The following is a 17,432-nucleotide window of genomic DNA, read 5'->3' on the forward strand; positions in this document are numbered from 1 at the left end:
TTGGAGAATGTTGATCACTCTTCAAACTCGTTATTAAACGGGCTGTGATTTCGTGATCTTATTTGCTCAACTCGCTATTTAATTGTCAAAGACCATTTCGTCTTTTTCTCAAAGAACGTCCCGCCCTCAGGCAGGAAGGGGAAACTATGCTTTTGCGTCGCCCCCGTCAACACCTTTTTTCAACTTTTTTCAGGTTGGTCAGTTGGTGTTAACCATTCAAAATATTTGAGAAAGAACAAGCCGCTCGGGGTCACGTTCGGGGTGTTCCCCAGCGGCGAAGAGGAGTTCTAGGTGAAACCCCTCCACAGGTCAAGCGCTTTTTTCGAGAAAATCGACGCTTCTTCTCAACATACTGATTTTACAATCATAATTGTCGCACCTTTCCACACGCCCTGTGAAACGCATTGAGGAGACCCATTCATTATATATAGGTACGTTCCCGGACCGGAACCGGACGCCCCCCCCTCGCTCCCCCCGGGGAACTCTGCTATGGTCCCTCTCACAAACCAAAGGAGCACCCCATGCGCACACTGTATACCGCCCTCTTCCTGATCCTCGCCCTGGCCCTGGCCGCGCCCGCCGCCCAGGCCGCCGACATCGAACCGCCGTCCGGCTGGAAACAGGAGGGCCCGGAGGCGCACGCCGAACGGTTCCTCGACCTGATGGTCCAGGGCCAGCTCGACAACGCCTTCAACGCCCTGCTCGGCAACGCCAAGACCGACGCCATGGACAAGCTCAAGTTCGAGATCTACAGCGAGTACAAGAAGAACGGCAAGCCGCTGGGCTACGAACAGGTGCTCAAGCAGCATGCGGGCAAGACCGTGCTCCGGCTGCGCTATATCCTGCTCTTCCCCAACCTGCCCAAGACCTTCGACATCTACTACTACAACCCCGACGGCCGGGGATGGAAGCTGCGCACCTTCTCCTACGTCAAGGACATCAAGCAGCTGTTCAAGGATTAGCAGGGCATAGCCCCCGCACCCGTCGCGCCGCCGGGAGGCGCACCCCTTCCTAGCGCCCGTAGATCAAGGGCAGGACCCAGCCCAGCCAGCCGGTCATGAGCAGCGCGCCCAGCACGTTGAGGACGAGCCCCATGCCGAGCATGCGCGTCAGCGACGCGCCCCGCATCTCGCCGAAGGCCAGGGCGTTGGAGGTGGTGGCGATGGGGGTCATGAAGGCGCAGGTGGAGGCCACCCCCACCCCGATCATCAACGGCAGCGGGTCCATGGCGTGTCCCTTGGCCGCATAGAAGGCGATGGTGAAGAAGGCGGCCACCACCGCGGTGTTCGACAGCACCTCGGTCAGGAAGATGACCGCCAGGATGGTCAGGAGGAAGAGCGTCCACGGGGACATGTCTCCCCTGAGCAGTTCCCCGGCCAGGACCACGGCCCGTTTGTCCAGCCCGGTCCAGTGGACCACGCCGAACAGGACCGCCAGGGCCAGGATGAAGATCAGCCCCCGGCGCGGCACGGACTTAAGCAGGTCGCCGGGCGCGAGCAGCGGGCCGGAGCGCGCAAGCCCGTCGGGCGCGGGCCGGACAAAGAGCAGATACAGGAACAGCCCGGCGAACAGCAGCGCGGCCACGGGCGAGAGCGGCGCGAACCACGCCAGGTTCTCGCGGGCCACGGCCTCCAGCACCCAATATCCCATGTACAGCCAGAACAGCCGCGCCCCGTATCGCTGTCGGGCGTCGGCCCTCTCTCCGGCGCCCAGGCAGGCCATGTCCGCCACGACGTGGCGGGCCGCGCCGGGCAGCCCCAGCCCCGCGGCCACGAACCAGGCGGCCAGCACAAAGGCGACCACCAGCGGCACGGACCACAGGAACCAGTTGAAGAAGGTGATCCGGTCCCGCCCGGCCACATCGAAGAGATCGAGCGCCGCGAACAGGACCGCGTTGGCGGGCGAGCCGATCATGGACCCCATGCCGCCGATGGCCGCGCCGTAGATGGCCGAGCACATGAGCACCGTGGTCATGCCGCCCACCCCCTGGCGGGCGAAGTCGCGGTCCAGCCGCTTGAGCACCGGGATCAAGGTCAGCACCGTGATGGTGTTGGGGATGAAGGACGAGAGCGCGGCGGACGCGGCGATGACGTAGAACAGGACCAGGGAGGCGCGCCCCCGGCTGCGGCGCAACGCCCAGGACACGAACCCGTCGGTGATCCGGGTGGCGGCCATGAGCTGGTACACCAGGTACCCGCACCCGAAGAGCAGGATCAGCGGCAGCCGGTGCCAGAGATAGGCGGTGACGTCGGTCAGCGGTTCCAAGTCGACTCCCGGGTCAGAGGTTCGTCATGCAATGGACCGCGTTCGCGCCGCCATGTCAATACGCGAATGGGACCGCCAGCCCCCCTTCCCAAATGCTTCTGGAACTCCTCACTGCTTTACGCTATCATCCGTGATCGAACCCAAGGAGTTTGTTTAAGTGGCCGAATTCGTTCACCTTCACGTCCATACAGAATACAGCCTTCTGGACGGCGCCATCCGCATCAACGACCTGCTCACCAGGGCCAAGGACCTGGGCATGCCCGCGGTGGCCATCACCGATCACGGGTCCATGTACGGGGCCGTGACCTTCTACACCGAGGCCAAGGCGCTCGGCATCAAGCCGATCATCGGCTGCGAGGTCTACGTGGCCCCCGGCGACCTGGACGACGAAGAGGCCCACCTGCGCAAGGAACAGGGCGGCGGCTACCACCTGGTGCTGCTGGCCAAGAACCAGCAGGGGTACAAGAACCTCATCAAGCTGGTCTCCATCGGCTACCTGGACGGGTTCTACTACAAGCCGCGCGTGTCCAAGCATCTGCTCAAGAAGTACTCCGAGGGGCTGATCGCCCTGTCCGCCTGCCTGGCCGGCGAGGTCCCCCGCAAGCTCATGAACGAAGGCGTGGACGCGGGCGCGGAGATGGCCCGGATCTACGAGTCCATCTTCCCCGGCAACTTCTACCTGGAGCTGCAGGACAACGGCATCGGCAAGCAGACCCGGCTCAACGAGCTGCTCGTCAAGTGCGCGGAGAAAACCGGGCTGCCCCTGGTGGCCACCAACGACTGCCACTACCTGACCGCCGAGGACTACGAGGCCCACGACACCCTGCTGTGCATCCAGACCCAGACCACGGTGGACGCGGAGAAGCGGTTCCGCATGGAGACCCGCGAGCTGTACTTCAAGACGCCGGAGGAGATGGAGCGGGCCTTCGCCCACGTGCCCGAGGCGATCCTGAACACCCAGCGCATCGCCGAGCAGTGCAACCTGGAGATCGAGCTCGGCAACTACTATTTCCCGCACTACGAGCTGCCCGAAGGCGTGTCCATGAACGAGGAGTTCGACCGCCTCTGCCGCGAAGGCCTCAAGCGGCGGCTCGCGACCCTGACCTACGAGGTGGACGAGGACAAGTACTGGAAGCGGCTGGACTACGAGCTGGGGGTCATCATCCAGATGGGGTTCCCGGCCTACTTCCTCATCGTCCAGGACTTCATCAACTGGGCCAAGGACAACCGCATCCCGGTGGGGCCGGGGCGCGGCTCGGCAGCCGGGTCCATCGTGGCCTGGTCGCTGAAGATCACCAACCTCGACCCGATCCCCTACGACCTGCTGTTCGAGCGATTCCTGAACGTGGAGCGCGTGTCCATGCCGGATATCGACGTGGACTTCTGCGAGCGCCGCCGCCTGGAGGTGGTCAAGTACTGCGCCGAGAAGTACGGCTTCGACCGCGTGGCCCAGATCACCACCTTCGGGACCATGAAGACCAAGGCGGTCATCAAGGACGTGGGCCGGGCGCTGGGCATGTCCTTCGGCGAGACCGACCGCATCGCCAAGCTCATCCCGGACGACCCCGGCATCATGGCCAAGCTCCTGGGCGTGGAAAAGGCCAAGATCACCGTGCCCAACGCGGTCAAGGGCGTGACCGAGCTGGACGACATGGTCGCCACCGACCCCAAGGTGGCCAAGCTCATCGACATTTCCACGAGGCTGGAGGGGCTGTGCCGCCACGCCTCGACCCACGCGGCGGGCGTGGTCATCTCGGACAAGCCCATGACCGAGTACCTTCCTCTCTACAAGGGGAAGAAGGGCGAAATCGTGACCCAGTTCGACATGAAGAAGGTCGAGAAGGTCGGGCTGATCAAGTTCGACTTCCTGGGGCTCAGGACCATGACCGTCATCGAGGACTGCCTGGACATCATCCGCGAGCAGGGCAAGAAGGCCCCGGACCTCGACACCCTGGCCCTGGACGACCCGGCCACCTTCGCCATCTTCGCCAAGGGCGACACGGACGGCATCTTCCAGGTGGAATCGTCCGGCATGCGCAAGTACCTGCGCATGCTCCGCCCGGACTGCTTCGAGGACATCGTGGCCATGCTCGCCCTGTACCGGCCCGGCCCCTTGGGGATGATCGGCGCGCACGGCGTGTCCATGGTCGACGAATTCATCATGCGCAAACACGGCGACATCGAAGTCACCTACCCGCACCCGTCCCTCACGGACACCCTGTCGCCCACCTACGGCGTCATGGTCTACCAGGAGCAGGTCATGGCCACGGCCATGACCATCGCCAACTACTCGCTCGGCGAGGGCGACCTGCTGCGCCGCGCCATGGGCAAGAAGATCGCCGAGGAGATGGCCAAGCAGCGCTCCCGGTTCCTGGAGGGCGCGCGCGAAAACAAGATCGACGAGACCGTGGCCAACGAGATCTTCGACACCATGGAGAAGTTCGCGGCCTACGGCTTCAACAAGTCGCACTCCGCGGCCTACGCGCTCATCTCCTACCACACCGCCTACCTCAAGGCGCATTTCCCGGTGGAGTTCATGGCCGCCCTGATGTCCACGGAAATGAACAACACCGAAAAAATCATCATGTACGTCAACGCCTGCCGCGACATGGAGATCAAGGTCCGCCAGCCGGACATCAACGCGGGCCAGGCCCGGTTCTCGGTCAAGGACGGGGAGATCCTGTTCGCCATGGCGGCCATCAAGAACGTGGGCGAGGAGGCGATCAACGAGATCGCCGCCGAGCGGACCGAGAACGGTCCGTTCAAGAACATCTTCGACTTCTGCGAGCGCGTGAACCTGCGCCGGGTGACCAAGCGGGTCCTGGAATCGCTGATCAAGGCGGGCGCGCTCGACTGCTTCTCCTGCTCCCGCCAGGCGTTGCTGGAGGACCTGGAAAAGGCCGTGGCGCTCGGCCAGAAAAAGGCCAAGGAGAAGGAGTCCGGCATGCTCAACATGCTGGACATGCTCGGCGGCGGGGCCAAGACGGAACCGGCCCACACCCCCACCTGCTCCCTGTGCGAGGAGTTCGACGACCGCGAGAAGCTCCAACTGGAGAAGGAGGTCCTCGGCTTCTTCCTGTCCGGCCATCCGCTGCTGGCCTACCGCCAGGACATGCACCGGCTGCGCACGGTCACCCTGGAGGAATGCAAGACCATCCCCAACGGCACCGAGGTGCGCGTGGCGGTCATCATCCCGGATTTCAAGCAATTCATCACCCGCAAGGGCGACCCCATGGCGTTCTGCACCGCCGAAGACCTGACCACCTCCGGCGAGGTCACCATGCTGCCCAACGTCTACGCCGAGGCGCGCGAGCTGCTCGACGCGGACCGCCCCCTGCTGGTCCAGGGCAAGATCGACCAGCGCGACGACCAGTCCGGGCCGGAGGACGCGCCTAAGTCCGCCAAGATCCTGGCCGACAAGGTCCTGTTCCTGGCCGACGCGGTCCAGGGCTCGGACCAGCCGGTGTCCCTGTGGATCGGCGAGCGCAATGCCGAGGACGCCCACCTGAACGCGCTCAAGGCGGTCCTCCAGCGCTACCCCGGCTCCACTGCCGTGAACCTCGGCCTGATCACCCGCGACTCGGTGGTCAACCTGCGGCTGGGCAACGGCTGGAAGGTCTATCCGGGCCGCGACTTCTGGAAGGAGATAGAGGCCTGGCAGAACGGCGACGCCAAGCTGTACAAGGCCGCGAACGAGGAATAGGGATGCCTCCGGCGGCTTGGGGAACCTTTTGAAAAAGGTTCCCCAAGAACCCTCCAAAACTTTTTGTCGCCGCTCCGCGGATCGGGTATCGTCCGGACAACTCGTTCCGAAAGTCCATCTACCGAACCCTCTACTCCACCCCAAGGAAACCCATGAGCCGAATCGACGAACTGCTGCTGAAGATCGAACAGCTGGAAGGCGAGCTGGAGACCGAACTCCGCGCCAAGCGCGAGGACCTGGAATACACCATCCGCAGGCACAAGGTCCGCTTCTCCCGGGAGATCAAGGAGAAGCAGCACGAATTTCTCAAGAAGTGGCTGGACTACGTGTACGACTCCGGGCCGCTGATCATCCTGACCATCCCGATCATCTGGGGCGCGATCATCCCCTGCCTGATCCTGGACCTGGTGGTCACCCTGTACCAGTACATCTGCTTCCCCATCTACGGCATCCCCTTTGCCCGGCGGCGCGACTACGTGATCATCGACCGCCAGAACCTGGGCTACCTGAACTGGATCGAGAAGCTGAACTGCATGTACTGCGGCTACTTCAACGGAGTCATCGCCTATGTCCGCGAGGTGGCCGCGCGCACCGAGCAGTACTGGTGCCCCGTGCGCCACGCCCGCCCGGTGAAGTCCGTGCACGGCCACTACCGGCAGTTCTTCGAGTACGGCGACGCCAAGGGGTACCGCGAGGGGCTGGAACCGGCCCGCGAGGAGCTGGCCCGCAAGCTGCGCGAGGAAGTGCTGAACCGGAAGAAGTAGCGCGCCCCTTTCATTGACAACCGGCCCGCGCCGGACAATCATCCGCCCATGAGCAAAGACACCCTGACCGAACTCAACGAGCGGCACCGCAGGTTCGTGGAGGACCGCCGCTGGCAGAAGCACCAGACGCCCAAGAACCTGGTCATGGCGTTGACCGGCGAGGTGGGGGAGCTGAACGAGCTGTTCCAGTGGCTGACCCCGGAGGAGAGCCGGGCGCTGCCCGAGGACCGCAAGCGCCGCGTGGCCGAGGAGATGGCGGACGTGCTCATCTACCTGGTCCGGCTGGCCGACGAGACCGGCATCGACCTGGTTGCGGCGGCCCACGAAAAATGCGAGATCAACGAACGGAAGTACCCGGCCGAATCGTTTCGGGACGGGTACCTGCGGCCTGACGATTACAAGGAGTCCAAGTGATGCCCGGCAAATGGAAGCTGACCATAACGCAGGAATTTTCGGCCTCGCACCAGCTGCGCAACTATTGCGGCAAGTGCGAGAACATGCACGGCCACAACTTCGGGGTCGAGGTGGTGGTCGAGGGCGACACCCTGGACGAAAAGGTCCAGTACCTCCTCGATTTCAAGGACCTCAAGGCCCGCACCAGGACCGTGCTCGACAAGCTCGATCACAAGCACCTGAACGACGTGGAGTGCTTCACCGAGATCAACCCCTCGTCCGAGAATCTGGCCATGTTCATCTACCGCAACCTCAAGGGAAACCTGCCCGGCCACGTCTCCCTGGTGGAGGTCTCGGTCTCGGAAAAGGGCTCGTCCAAGGCCACCTACTGGGAAGAATGATGACCGGCACCGGAAACAACGGCAAGGAAGAGAAGCGCGGCGAGATCAACGGCATGTCCTACGGCAAGCTGATGACCTCCCTGCTCATCCCCAAGGACTCGCGGACCAACCCCAAGCGGATACTGAGCGGCATCGCCTTCCTGGCCTTTGTCTGCTTCTTCCTCTTCGGGACCCTGTCGCGCGGCTGCGTCCGCGAGGCCCAGCAGCAGCCCCCCGTGACCGAACAGCCCGCCGGAGTGCAGTGATGCGCATCGTCATCCAACGCGTGAGCCGCGCCTCGGTCTCGGTGAACGAGACCGTGGTCGGCGAGATCGGCACCGGCCTGCTGGTCCTGGTCGGATTCGGCAACGCGGACAAGGCGGACCTGCCGGAATCCCCCAAATGGTCGAAGATGCTCGACAAGCTCATCAACCTGCGGATTTTCCCGGACGAGGAAGGCAAGCTGAACCTTTCGCTGACCGATATCTCCGGCGACGTCATGCTCATCTCCCAGTTCACGCTGTACGCAGACTGCAAGAGAGGCCGCCGCCCCTCCTTCACCGACGCCTGCCACCCCTACATCGCCGAGTCCCTGTTCAACCGGTTCGTGGAGGACGCTCGCGGGCTGGCCCCGGCCGGGTTCGCCACCGGGCGGTTCGGCGCCGAGATGCACCTGGACTTCACCAACTGGGGCCCGGTGACCATCATTCTCGATTCCGACGACCTCTAGAGGGGTTGCCCTTCGGCCCCCGCTCCCCTAAACTCCCCCCATGTCCGTAAAGACCAAGCTCATCACCGCCCTGACCCTGATACTGGTCGTGGCGTTCCTGGCGACCAGCCTCGTCAACTACGCCTTCACCAAGGCCGCCGTGCGCGCGGAGCTGCTCAATTCCTCCCTGCCTCTGACCGGCAAGAACATCTATTCCGAGGTTCATTCGGACATGCTCCGGCCCATCCTCGTCTCCACCTCCATGGCCCACGACGCCTTTCTCAAGGAGTGGATCGAGGACGGCGAGAAGGATCTCGGCCCGATCACCGACTACCTGAGCCAGCTGCGGGAAAAATACGATTTTCTGACCACCTTCTTCGTCTCTGCCGTCACGGACAACTACTATTACCAGGGCGGCATCCTCAAAAAGGTCGGCCCGCGCGATCCGCACGACGTCTGGTACTACGCCTTTGTCCGCACCGGTCACGAGTTCGACCTGGACGTGGACACCAACGAGGCCGAGGACGGCGCGCTGACCATCTTCGTCAACTTCCGGGTCACGGACGAAAAGGGCCGCCTCCTGGGCGTGGCCGGAGTGGGCGTGAACATCAACCGGGTCACCGCCCTGCTGGAGCAGGCCCGCGCCGAGTACTCGCGCGAGGTCTACCTGGTGGACCAGGACGGCCTGGTCCAGGTCCACCGCGACCGCTCGCGCATCGAGCGCTACTACATCACCAAGGCCGGGGGCATCCGCGACGTGGCCCCGGCCATCCTCGCCGCGAACGACGAGGCGCGGAGCTTCGAGTACGACTGGGAGGGCCAGCACTACCTCCTTTCCGTCCGCTACATCCCGGAGCTGAAGTGGTATCTGATCGTGGAGCAGAGCGAGACCTCGGCGCTGGTCTCGGCGCGCAACAACCTGGTGCGCACCGTGATCATCGGCCTGCTCGCCTCGGTGCTGATCATCATCCTCTGCACGCTGACCATCAACCACTACCAGGGACGACTGGAACGGCTGGCCAAGACCGACCCGCTGACCGGGGCCGCCAACCGCCGCGCGCTGGACGAGGCGTTCGAGGAGTCCGCCTACAAGGCGGGCCGCTACGGCATCCCCTTCTCGGTGGTCATCCTGGACCTGAACAAGTTCAAGGCGATCAACGACGTCTACGGCCACATCAAGGGCGACGAGGTGCTGCGCACCGTGGCCGAGACCACCAGGCGGACCATCCGGCCCACGGACCTGCTGGCGCGCTGGGGCGGCGACGAGTTCGTCATCCTCCTGGACGGCGGCATGGCCGAGGCCGAAGCCCTCATCCACCGCGTGTCCTGCGCCCTGGCCGAGATAGATTCCGACGTGAAGATATCGTTCAGCCACGGGCTGGCCCAGTTCATCGAAGGCGACTCCCTGGAGACCATGACCCACCGGGCGGACCAGGCCATGTACCGGACCAAGGAACGGTCCTGCAAAGACGAGGACCTGTAGACAAAAGGGTCCCCTGCGGATAGGAAGGGAGCAATGCAAGAATCCCTGACGACCTGGCCGAAATTCCGGGGAAAAACCCCGCGCATCCTGCTGCTCACCAGCCAGTATTTTCTCATCGGCGAGCTTGAGGCCGCCTGCGTCCGCCTCGGCGTGGACCATCTGCTCCTGGACCTCGGGGCCAAGGAGATGGACCTCGACGAGTTCGTGACCGTCATGGAGGACGCCTTTTCCTCCTTCCGGCCGGACTTCGTGCTCACCGTGAACCACCTGGGCGTGGACCGCGAGGGCGTGCTCGTCTCCCTGCTGGAGCGGTACGGCCTGCCCCTGGCCTCCTGGTTCGTGGACAATCCGCACCTCATCCTGGGGGTCTACGCGGACCGCTATTTCGACCGCACCGCCCTGTTCACCTGGGACCTGGACACCGTGGACTCGCTTACGGCCATGGGGTTCGCGCACGTCTTCCACCTGCCGCTGGGCGCGGACCCGTCCCGGCTGGTCCCGCACCGCGAGACCCCGGTGGAACCGTGGCGCGCCCGAGTCTCCTTCGTGGGCAACTCCATGCTCAGGAAGACCCTGCTGCGCGCCCGCGCCGCCGGGCCGTCCGAACCGCTGTTCCGCGCGGGCATGGAGGCCGCCGCCGCCTTTGCCCGGTCGGACGACCAACTGGCCGGGCCGTTCCTGGCCCGCGAGTACCCGGAGGTCCACGCCGGGTACGCGGCCTTCCCGGAGCCGGAGCGCCGACTGGCCTTCGAGACCTTCGTCACCTGGCAGGCCACCCTGCTCTACCGGCTGGACTGCGTGTCCCGGCTCATCCCCTTCGAGCCGCTCATCGTCGGCGACCCCGGCTGGCAGGAGCTGCTGGCCACCGTCCAGGGCTGGCGCTACCATCCGGAGCTGTCCTATTACGACGACCTGCCCGACTTCTATCCGCTGAGCGAAATCAATTTCAACTGCACCAGCCAGCAGATGAAGGGCGCGGTCAACCAGCGGGTCTTCGACGTGCCGTGCTGCAACGGATTCCTGCTCACGGATCACCGCCGACAGGTGGAGGAGCTGTTCGAACCGGAGCGCGAGATCGTCTGCTACCGCAACCCGGACGAGATCCCGGCCCTGGTCGAGCGGTACCTGAACGACCCGGCGGCCCGCAAGCAAGTGGCGGACGCGGCCCGCAAGCGGGTCCTGGCAGAACACACCTACGACCACCGCATGCGCGCGCTCATCGAGGCCGTGCGCGAAACCTTCGGTTAGCCCATGGACGAGAAGCCGATCCTCATACTCCAGATGCAGCGCATGGGGGACCTGATACTCTCCTATCCGCTCATGCTCTGGCTGGCCCGGCGCTACCCCGGCCACCCCATTTTCGTGGCCGCCGAGAAGATCTTCTACGAGCCGCTCATGCGCCTCTCCCCCCAGGCCACCTATTTCCCCTGGTCTGGGGCGGACGTGCTCAGGAAGTACGACTTCGAGATGGTCATCAACCTTTCGGTCCAGGCCAAGGCCGCGGTCCTCGCGGGGCAGGTCCGGGCCGAAACCAAGCTCGGCCCGGTGGAGAGCGCGGACGGCACGCGCTACGTGCACGGCGACTGGCAGCTCTACCGCTCGTCCCTGGTGGGCAACAATCTCTACAACCGGTTCCACTGGGCCGAACTGAACGGGCTGGACGCCATCTCCCATATGGAAATAGCCGCCACGACCCTGTCGGCCCCCCGAACCCTGCCCGGCTCCAACAAGGTGGGGCTGTTCCTGGGAGCCAGCGACGCGGCCAAGCGGCCCAGCGCCGAATTCTGGGCCGCCCTGGTGGACGAGCTGCACGCCCGCTCCCTGCGGCCCATCCTGTTCGGCGGCCCGGCCGAGAAGGATTTGGGCCTGGAGGTGGTCCGGCTGGCCAAGGGACCGGCCCTGAACCTCTGCGCGACCCTGGGGCTGGACGAATTCGGGGCCGTGGGCCAGGCCCTCGGGCTGTTCATCACCCCGGACACCGGCCCCATGCACCTGGCCGCCTGGACCGGGCTGAAATGCCTGAACCTGTCCATGGGCAACGTCAATCCGTGGGAGACCGGCCCGCTCGCCCCGGGCCACTACGTGCTCCGGGCCGACATGGACTGCGCCAAGGGATGCTGGCACTGCACCCGGGATTCCCTGCTCTGCCACGATCCGTTCAAGCCGGGCAGGGTGGCCGCCCTGGCGCGCCAGCTGCTGGCCGCGCCCACCCCCGGGCGGCTGGGCAAGCTGGAGCTGCCGGGGCTGTCCCTGTCCGAGACCGGCAAGTCCGGCCTCGGCCTCTACGCCTTGAAACGGCTGGGCAAAGCCGCGCCCGATGCCGAGCAGCTCGCTTCGGACTTCTGGCAGACCTGGTTCGGCCACCTGTTCGGGCTGTGGGGCGAGGGCAAACCCGCCGGGGCCTGGAAACGCCTTGCCGAGTCTGCGGAGGAGACCGCCGGTTCGCTGCTGGCCCACGTCCCGGAGATCAGCCGTCAGTTCAAGCACGGCCTCAAGTCCGGGGCCGTGCTGGACAAGTCCTTCTGGGCCGAAAGCCCGCCCATGGCCCGCCCCTTTACCGGATTCGCCCACATGTACCTGGAAAACAACGACTACTCCCGCCCTGCCTGGGCGCACGTGCTGGCCCTGTTGGAGCGGCTGGTCGCCGCCTGCCGCTAGGCCGCTTTCGCAGCGCCCGGCCCGAAAGGGTCATTTCTGCCGCCCCATAAACGGGCTTAACTCACTGATTTAAAGCTTTTTCCCAGTTGGCACGCCTTTTGATTGAATGTGTGCCGAAGGAGAAAAGCATGCAGAATATTCCCGGCACCGCCACAGAAGTCGTTTCCGAAGCGGCCAAGCTCGTCAAGCTGGCCACCACCGGCAAGAGCGGCACCAAGACCGCATACGACGGATCCAAGGACGACAGGCGCGCCCTTTTTGCCGAGCTGTTCAACGAGCACACGGAGATGGTCGAGGACGAACTGGCCATGGCACCGGTCTCGAGCAGGGAGAAGATGCTCGACTCCGCACCCAAGGTGAAGGACGAGGAAGAGAAGACGCCCTCCAGCGTCGCGGGAACCAAGGCCCGGACCGGGACCGAGGAAAAGACGCAGGACAAGTCCCTGGAAAGCCGCATGACCCAGGAGGACCTGGACGCGGTCAAGGAGGACCTCCAGGCCTACGGCATGTCCGACGAGGAAATCGCCGCCATCGAGAAGGAGGTCAACTCCGAAGAAGGGCTGACCTGGGGCAAGTTCGTGGCCACCGTGGCCAAGAAGATGGCCGACCTGCGCAAGGCCGAGATGAGCGACGAGCAGAAGGCCAGCCTGGCCGGATTCTTCAACAAGATCGGCTTCTCCGAAAAGGAGAGCGCCAAGCTCATTTCCCAGCTGGAGAAGGGCAACGTGGACCAGGTCCTGAAGCAGGTGGAGGCCAAGATCGACTCCCTGTCCGGGGACAAACAGCTCCTGTTCACCAAGGACGAGGTCGAGGCGTTCGTCTCGGCCATGGGGCTGTCCAAGGAATTCGTCAATCAGGTCCAGGAACTCTTCGCCACCAACAGCCTGCCCAAGGACGTCAAGGCCGCTTTTACCAAGATCAGCCAGGAGATGGCCGGTCTGGACAAGAAGGACCAGAAGCTGGTCCGCGCCCTGGGCAAGGCCTTTGCCGCCTCCATGGGTGACGCGAACAAGGAATCCACCGCCGCCGCACAGCTTGAGGCGGCCGTCGACCTGAAGCCGCGCGTGGCCGACCACAAGAACGACTCCGAGGCCCGCGAGGAGATGGCCGATGCCTTCAACTCGCGCCGGGAATCCTCCGGGGACGACGCCGCCCGCCGGAACGTGCAGCAGGCCGACGCCGGAAAGGCGGCGATCAAGGCCGACGCCAATACCCGGGATGACGCCGGGGCCCAGGGCAAGGACGAGGACTACGAGGCCGAACACGACCGCAAGTGGAACAACGCCTATGCCCAGGGAGGCGAGGATGCCGCCCGCGCCGAAGAGAAGGCGTCCGGGAACCTGCGCGCCGCCAGCGCCGACACCTCGGCCAAGACCGTGGCCGCCCAGCAGACCGCAGCGACCGCCGCAGCCAAGGCGGCGGAAAAAGTTTCCCCCCCCAAGGTCATGCGCCAGGTGGACCAGGCGATCCTCAAGACCCTGAGCAACGGGGCCAAGCAGCTCACCATCCAGCTCACCCCGGAGAACCTCGGCAAGCTGTCCGTGGTCCTCTCGGTCCAGGGCAAGGAGGTCAGCGCGACCATCCGCACCGAGCACGCCGACACCACCAAGGTCATCGCGGACAATCTCGACATCATTAAGAATTCTTTAGAATCTCAAGGGCTGAAGGTCGACAAGCTGGAGGTCCAGACCGGGCTTGCCGACAACTCCAACCACAATGGCTGGTTCGGCGAAAGCGAACACAACCTGTATCGCGAGCGCGAGGCCATGGTCGCCATGCGCAACCACATGCGCTCCATGCGGGAGCAGAACGGCACCGGTTTGGCCCGCGACATGCAATCTGTCGGGGAACGGGCAATTAGTTCCGACCACGGTTTGCACATTATCGCCTAAGCGAGGATTGTCATGGGTTATGTAGATACAACGGGCGTCTATCTCGGAGCGCAGGAAGAACGTCTTGCCGCCTCCAATGCGCCGGACGAGCACAAGACCAGCCTGGACCAGGACTCGTTCCTGACCATTCTCGTGGCCCAGCTCACGCACCAGGATCCCCTCAATCCCATGGAGGACACCGAGATGACCTCCCAGCTTGCGCAGTTCTCCAGCCTGGAGCAGTTGACCAGCATCAACAGCGGCATCTCCGCCCTCAACGAGACCATGGCCCAGGACGACATGCTCACCGCGGTCAGCTTCATCGGCAAGGAAGTCAAGGCCGAGGGCTACAAGGTCAGCCTGGACGACGGCAACGCCTCGACCATCTACTACGGCTTCGGCGAAACCGTGACCCGCATCATGATGAACATCTACGACAGCGAGGGCGCCATCGTCCGCACCGTGGAGCTCGGCAGCAAGGAAGCCGGGACCTACCAGTACACCTGGGACGGCAAGGACGAGAACGGCAACCAGCTGGACGACGGCCAGTACGGCGTGGGCATCCTGGGCGAGGACACCGGCGGCGATTACGTCATGGTCCAGACCGAAATTTCCGGGCGCGTGGACGCGGTGGTCAACGAGAACGGCACCCAGTACCTGCGGTTGGCCGACGGTCGGTTCGTCAACCTGCTCAACGTCAAGGAAGTCGTCGATCCCGACGCCTCGAGCGTGGTGGATCCCACCGACACCTCGGGCGAAGACGGGGAAGCCGGGGCCTAGATACGAATTTCACGCGGCAGCCAACGGAGGCCGCCGACTCTTGGAGAAGAGATTAGGAGGTTATTATGGGTTTAGGAGCATCACTCTACTCGGGCATTTCCGGCCTGACGGTCCACTCCGAAAGGATGACGGTCATCGGCAACAACCTGGCCAACGTGAACACCACGGGCTTCAAGGGTGCCATGATGCAGTTCGAGGACCTTGCCAGTGCCGACTTCGCCACGGTCAACGGCGTCGGCCAGGTCGGGCGCGGCGTGCGCGTGTCCACCGTCTATTCGGACTGGGGACAGGGGGCCTTCGAGTCCTCGACGGCGGCCACGGACATGGCCATCTCCGGCGATGGACTCTTCGTTGTCTCTCCCCCCGGCGAGGACATGAAATATTACACCCGGGCGGGCAACTTCCGCTTCGATCAGGACGGCTACCTGGTCGACCCCCACGGCTACGTGCTGCAGGGGTGGGAAATCCAGCGCGACTCCACCACGGTGACGACCACCACGTCGTCCACCACGCAGTCCACGAGTTCCGCGCGCATCATCGGCACCCCCACGGATATCCGCATGGAGAACTTCCAGTCCGAGCCGAAGGCGACCACCAACGTGTCCATCGTCACCAACCTGGACCCCACGGCGGCCGACGGCTCCACCAGCGGAACCGACCCGTATTTCGCCATGTTCAACAACTGGGACGGCACCCAGGAGACTCCGCTGGCCGGGACCCTGTACGCCTACTCCACCACCCTGAAGGTGTATGACGACATCGGCACCGCCCACAACCTGACTGTGTACTTCGACCCGGTCGAGATGAGCAACGCGGGCGGCGACACGGTGTGGGAATTCATGGTCACCTGCGAACCCAATGCGGATCGCCGCGTCCTGTCGGGCGCCGACGGCCTGATGACCCCCATCGGCCAGGGCGGCACCTCCGCCGCAGGTGTGCTGATGATCGGCACCCTGACCTTCACCACCGGCCAGCTGTCCGGCATGTCCGCCTACACGCTCAAGTCAAACGGCGGTGCCAACATCAAGGACCTGAACAACTGGGATCTGGCGGACTTCTCCACCAGCGGCTACCCGGTCTGCACGGCCAACTTCCTGGGCAAGTCAAACGCCTCGACCGCCGAGTCCGTGAACGCAACGCCCCTTCAGATCGATTTCGGCATCTCCAACAAGGATTTGTCGAGCAACACCGGCGGCCCCGTAACCATCGGCTGGGGCGGAGGACTGGGTACTTTGCCCACCACAGCGGCCGATGTTGGAAACAACATCAGCAATACCGGCTACCTGGCCAACTTCAAGGACCCGGCGGTCTCGGCGCTGGCCACCCAGAGCTACGACACCGGCGGCTCCTCCACCCTGTACCAGAGCCAGAACGGCTACTCCGCCGGCATCCTGCAGAACATCTCGGTCTCGCGCGAGGGCGTCATCTCCGGCCACTATTCCAACGGCCAGGTGCTGGAGCTCTACGCCGTGACCCTGGCGACCTTCACCAACCAGCACGGCCTGCGCCGTGAGGGCGGCAACCTGTTCACCGAGACCCTGGAGTCCGGCCCGGCCCTGACCGGCCAGGCGGGTTCCACCGGCAAGGGGACCATCGACGGCAACGCCCTGGAACAGTCCAACGTGGACATGGCCACGGAATTCGTGCGGATGATCACCACCCAGCGCGGCTTCCAGGCCAACACCAAGGTGATCACCACCGTGGATTCCATGCTCGGCGAAGTCATCGCCATGAAGCGATAAGCCTCCAAAGGGTCTTTAGTAACCCATACTGAAGACTCCTTCTCCAAGTACCTCCCGCCTGACCCTCGGGAGGTAAAGAAACCCAGCGGCCCCTCCGTGGAAACACGGAGGGGCCGTCCGGTTTTGGTGCGGGCACGAAATGGCCGGGGAAGGAAGAGGAAGGAGCGCGGTAATGACGTCCGCGCGTCCGCGTCTGATATACCCCTGTCGCGATGTGTCGTTTTGCGCTCTTACAGCGCCTTACTTTTTGGCTGGCGCCCCAAAAAGTAAGCAAAAAGTGCGCTTGCGGTGCGGCGGCGCGGAAACAGTGGCCAAGAGCCTGTAAGCGCCTTTCGCTGCCCTGACGGCATGTCTGCCGGGGCAGACTCAGTCGGGCTGCGCTTCGGCGCTTGAAACAGGCTCTAGGCCCCGGTTTCCGAATGACCGCTCTTCGGGCCGGGATTGTCCGAGCGTGGGAGGGATGGCGCGGAGAGGTTGTGGGTTTGGTGGGAGATTGTACGAATTTCTTTTTATGGATGAGAGGAAGGGGGAGGAGCGCGGGAGTGTTGTCCGCGCGTCCGCGTCTGATGTACCCCTGTCGCGATAAGTCGTTTTGCGCTTTTACAGCGCCTTACTTTTTGGCTGGCGCCCCAAAAAGTAAGCAAAAAGTGCGCTCGCGGTGCGGGGGCGCGAAAACAGTGGCCA

At 64.1% G+C, this 17,432-nt stretch carries 14 protein-coding genes; 13 read left to right on the plus strand and 1 reads right to left on the minus strand.

Annotated features, from left to right (window positions below; all coding sequences use genetic code 11):
* The first annotated feature begins 521 nt into the window (after positions 1–521).
* Positions 522–962 (plus strand): hypothetical protein, encoded by a 441-nt coding sequence (locus AWY79_RS00005; RefSeq protein ID WP_066798862.1) that lies wholly within the window; start codon positions 522–524, stop codon positions 960–962.
* A 49-nt stretch (positions 963–1,011) separates the two neighbouring features.
* Here the strand turns inward: AWY79_RS00005 and AWY79_RS00010 are convergent, their stop codons facing one another.
* Positions 1,012–2,265 (minus strand): SLC13 family permease, encoded by a 1,254-nt coding sequence (locus AWY79_RS00010; RefSeq protein WP_066798873.1) that lies wholly within the window; start codon positions 2,263–2,265, stop codon positions 1,012–1,014.
* A gap of 157 nt (positions 2,266–2,422) precedes the next feature.
* Here AWY79_RS00010 and dnaE point away from each other — a divergent pair, with 157 nt between their 5' ends.
* The 12 genes from dnaE (at position 2,423) to AWY79_RS00070 (ending at position 16,748) form a co-directional block, all read left to right on the plus strand.
* Positions 2,423–5,968 carry a DNA polymerase III subunit alpha gene (gene dnaE, locus AWY79_RS00015; RefSeq protein WP_066798875.1) on the plus strand — a complete coding sequence of 1,182 codons (3,546 nt, stop codon included), beginning with the start codon at positions 2,423–2,425 and terminating at the stop codon, positions 5,966–5,968.
* Positions 5,969–6,120: 152 nt separating this feature from the next.
* On the plus strand, positions 6,121–6,732 hold the full coding sequence (locus AWY79_RS00020) for a hypothetical protein (RefSeq protein WP_066798877.1): 612 nt from the start codon (positions 6,121–6,123) through the stop codon (positions 6,730–6,732).
* Positions 6,733–6,780: 48 nt separating this feature from the next.
* Positions 6,781–7,146: a nucleotide pyrophosphohydrolase gene (locus AWY79_RS00025; protein WP_066798879.1), complete on the plus strand. Its 366-nt coding sequence runs from the start codon at positions 6,781–6,783 to the stop codon at positions 7,144–7,146.
* Positions 7,146–7,526, plus strand: a complete 381-nt coding sequence (queD, locus tag AWY79_RS00030; protein WP_066798880.1) for a 6-carboxytetrahydropterin synthase QueD — start codon at positions 7,146–7,148, stop codon at positions 7,524–7,526. The genes AWY79_RS00025 and queD overlap by 1 nt, the downstream gene beginning before the upstream one ends.
* On the plus strand, positions 7,526–7,771 hold the full coding sequence (locus tag AWY79_RS00035) for a hypothetical protein (protein WP_133987430.1): 246 nt from the start codon (positions 7,526–7,528) through the stop codon (positions 7,769–7,771). Before queD ends, AWY79_RS00035 begins: the two co-directional genes overlap by 1 nt.
* A complete protein-coding gene (gene dtd, locus AWY79_RS00040) occupies positions 7,771–8,235 on the plus strand; it encodes a D-aminoacyl-tRNA deacylase (protein WP_066798885.1) in 465 nt (154 codons plus the stop codon). The genes AWY79_RS00035 and dtd overlap by 1 nt, the downstream gene beginning before the upstream one ends.
* A 40-nt stretch (positions 8,236–8,275) precedes the next feature.
* On the plus strand, positions 8,276–9,697 hold the full coding sequence (locus tag AWY79_RS00045; RefSeq protein ID WP_066798886.1) for a sensor domain-containing diguanylate cyclase: 1,422 nt from the start codon (positions 8,276–8,278) through the stop codon (positions 9,695–9,697).
* Between the two features lie 33 nt (positions 9,698–9,730).
* Positions 9,731–10,945, plus strand: coding sequence for a CgeB family protein (locus tag AWY79_RS00050; RefSeq protein ID WP_066798887.1), 1,215 nt, complete (start codon positions 9,731–9,733; stop codon positions 10,943–10,945).
* A gap of 3 nt (positions 10,946–10,948) precedes the next feature.
* Positions 10,949–12,355, plus strand: coding sequence for a glycosyltransferase family 9 protein (locus tag AWY79_RS00055; protein WP_066798888.1), 1,407 nt, complete (start codon positions 10,949–10,951; stop codon positions 12,353–12,355).
* 128 nt (positions 12,356–12,483) lie between these two features.
* Positions 12,484–14,247 (plus strand): flagellar hook-length control protein FliK, encoded by a 1,764-nt coding sequence (locus AWY79_RS00060; RefSeq protein ID WP_066798891.1) that lies wholly within the window; start codon positions 12,484–12,486, stop codon positions 14,245–14,247.
* Between the two features lie 12 nt (positions 14,248–14,259).
* Positions 14,260–15,006, plus strand: a complete 747-nt coding sequence (locus tag AWY79_RS00065) for a flagellar hook assembly protein FlgD (RefSeq protein ID WP_066798893.1) — start codon at positions 14,260–14,262, stop codon at positions 15,004–15,006.
* Between the two features lie 65 nt (positions 15,007–15,071).
* Positions 15,072–16,748, plus strand: a complete 1,677-nt coding sequence (locus AWY79_RS00070) for a flagellar hook protein FlgE (RefSeq protein WP_066798895.1) — start codon at positions 15,072–15,074, stop codon at positions 16,746–16,748.
* Positions 16,749–17,432: the final 684 nt, after the last annotated feature.

Origin of the sequence: Pseudodesulfovibrio indicus, from assembly GCF_001563225.1 — a bacterium.
Lineage (GTDB): Bacteria > Desulfobacterota > Desulfovibrionia > Desulfovibrionales > Desulfovibrionaceae > Pseudodesulfovibrio > Pseudodesulfovibrio indicus.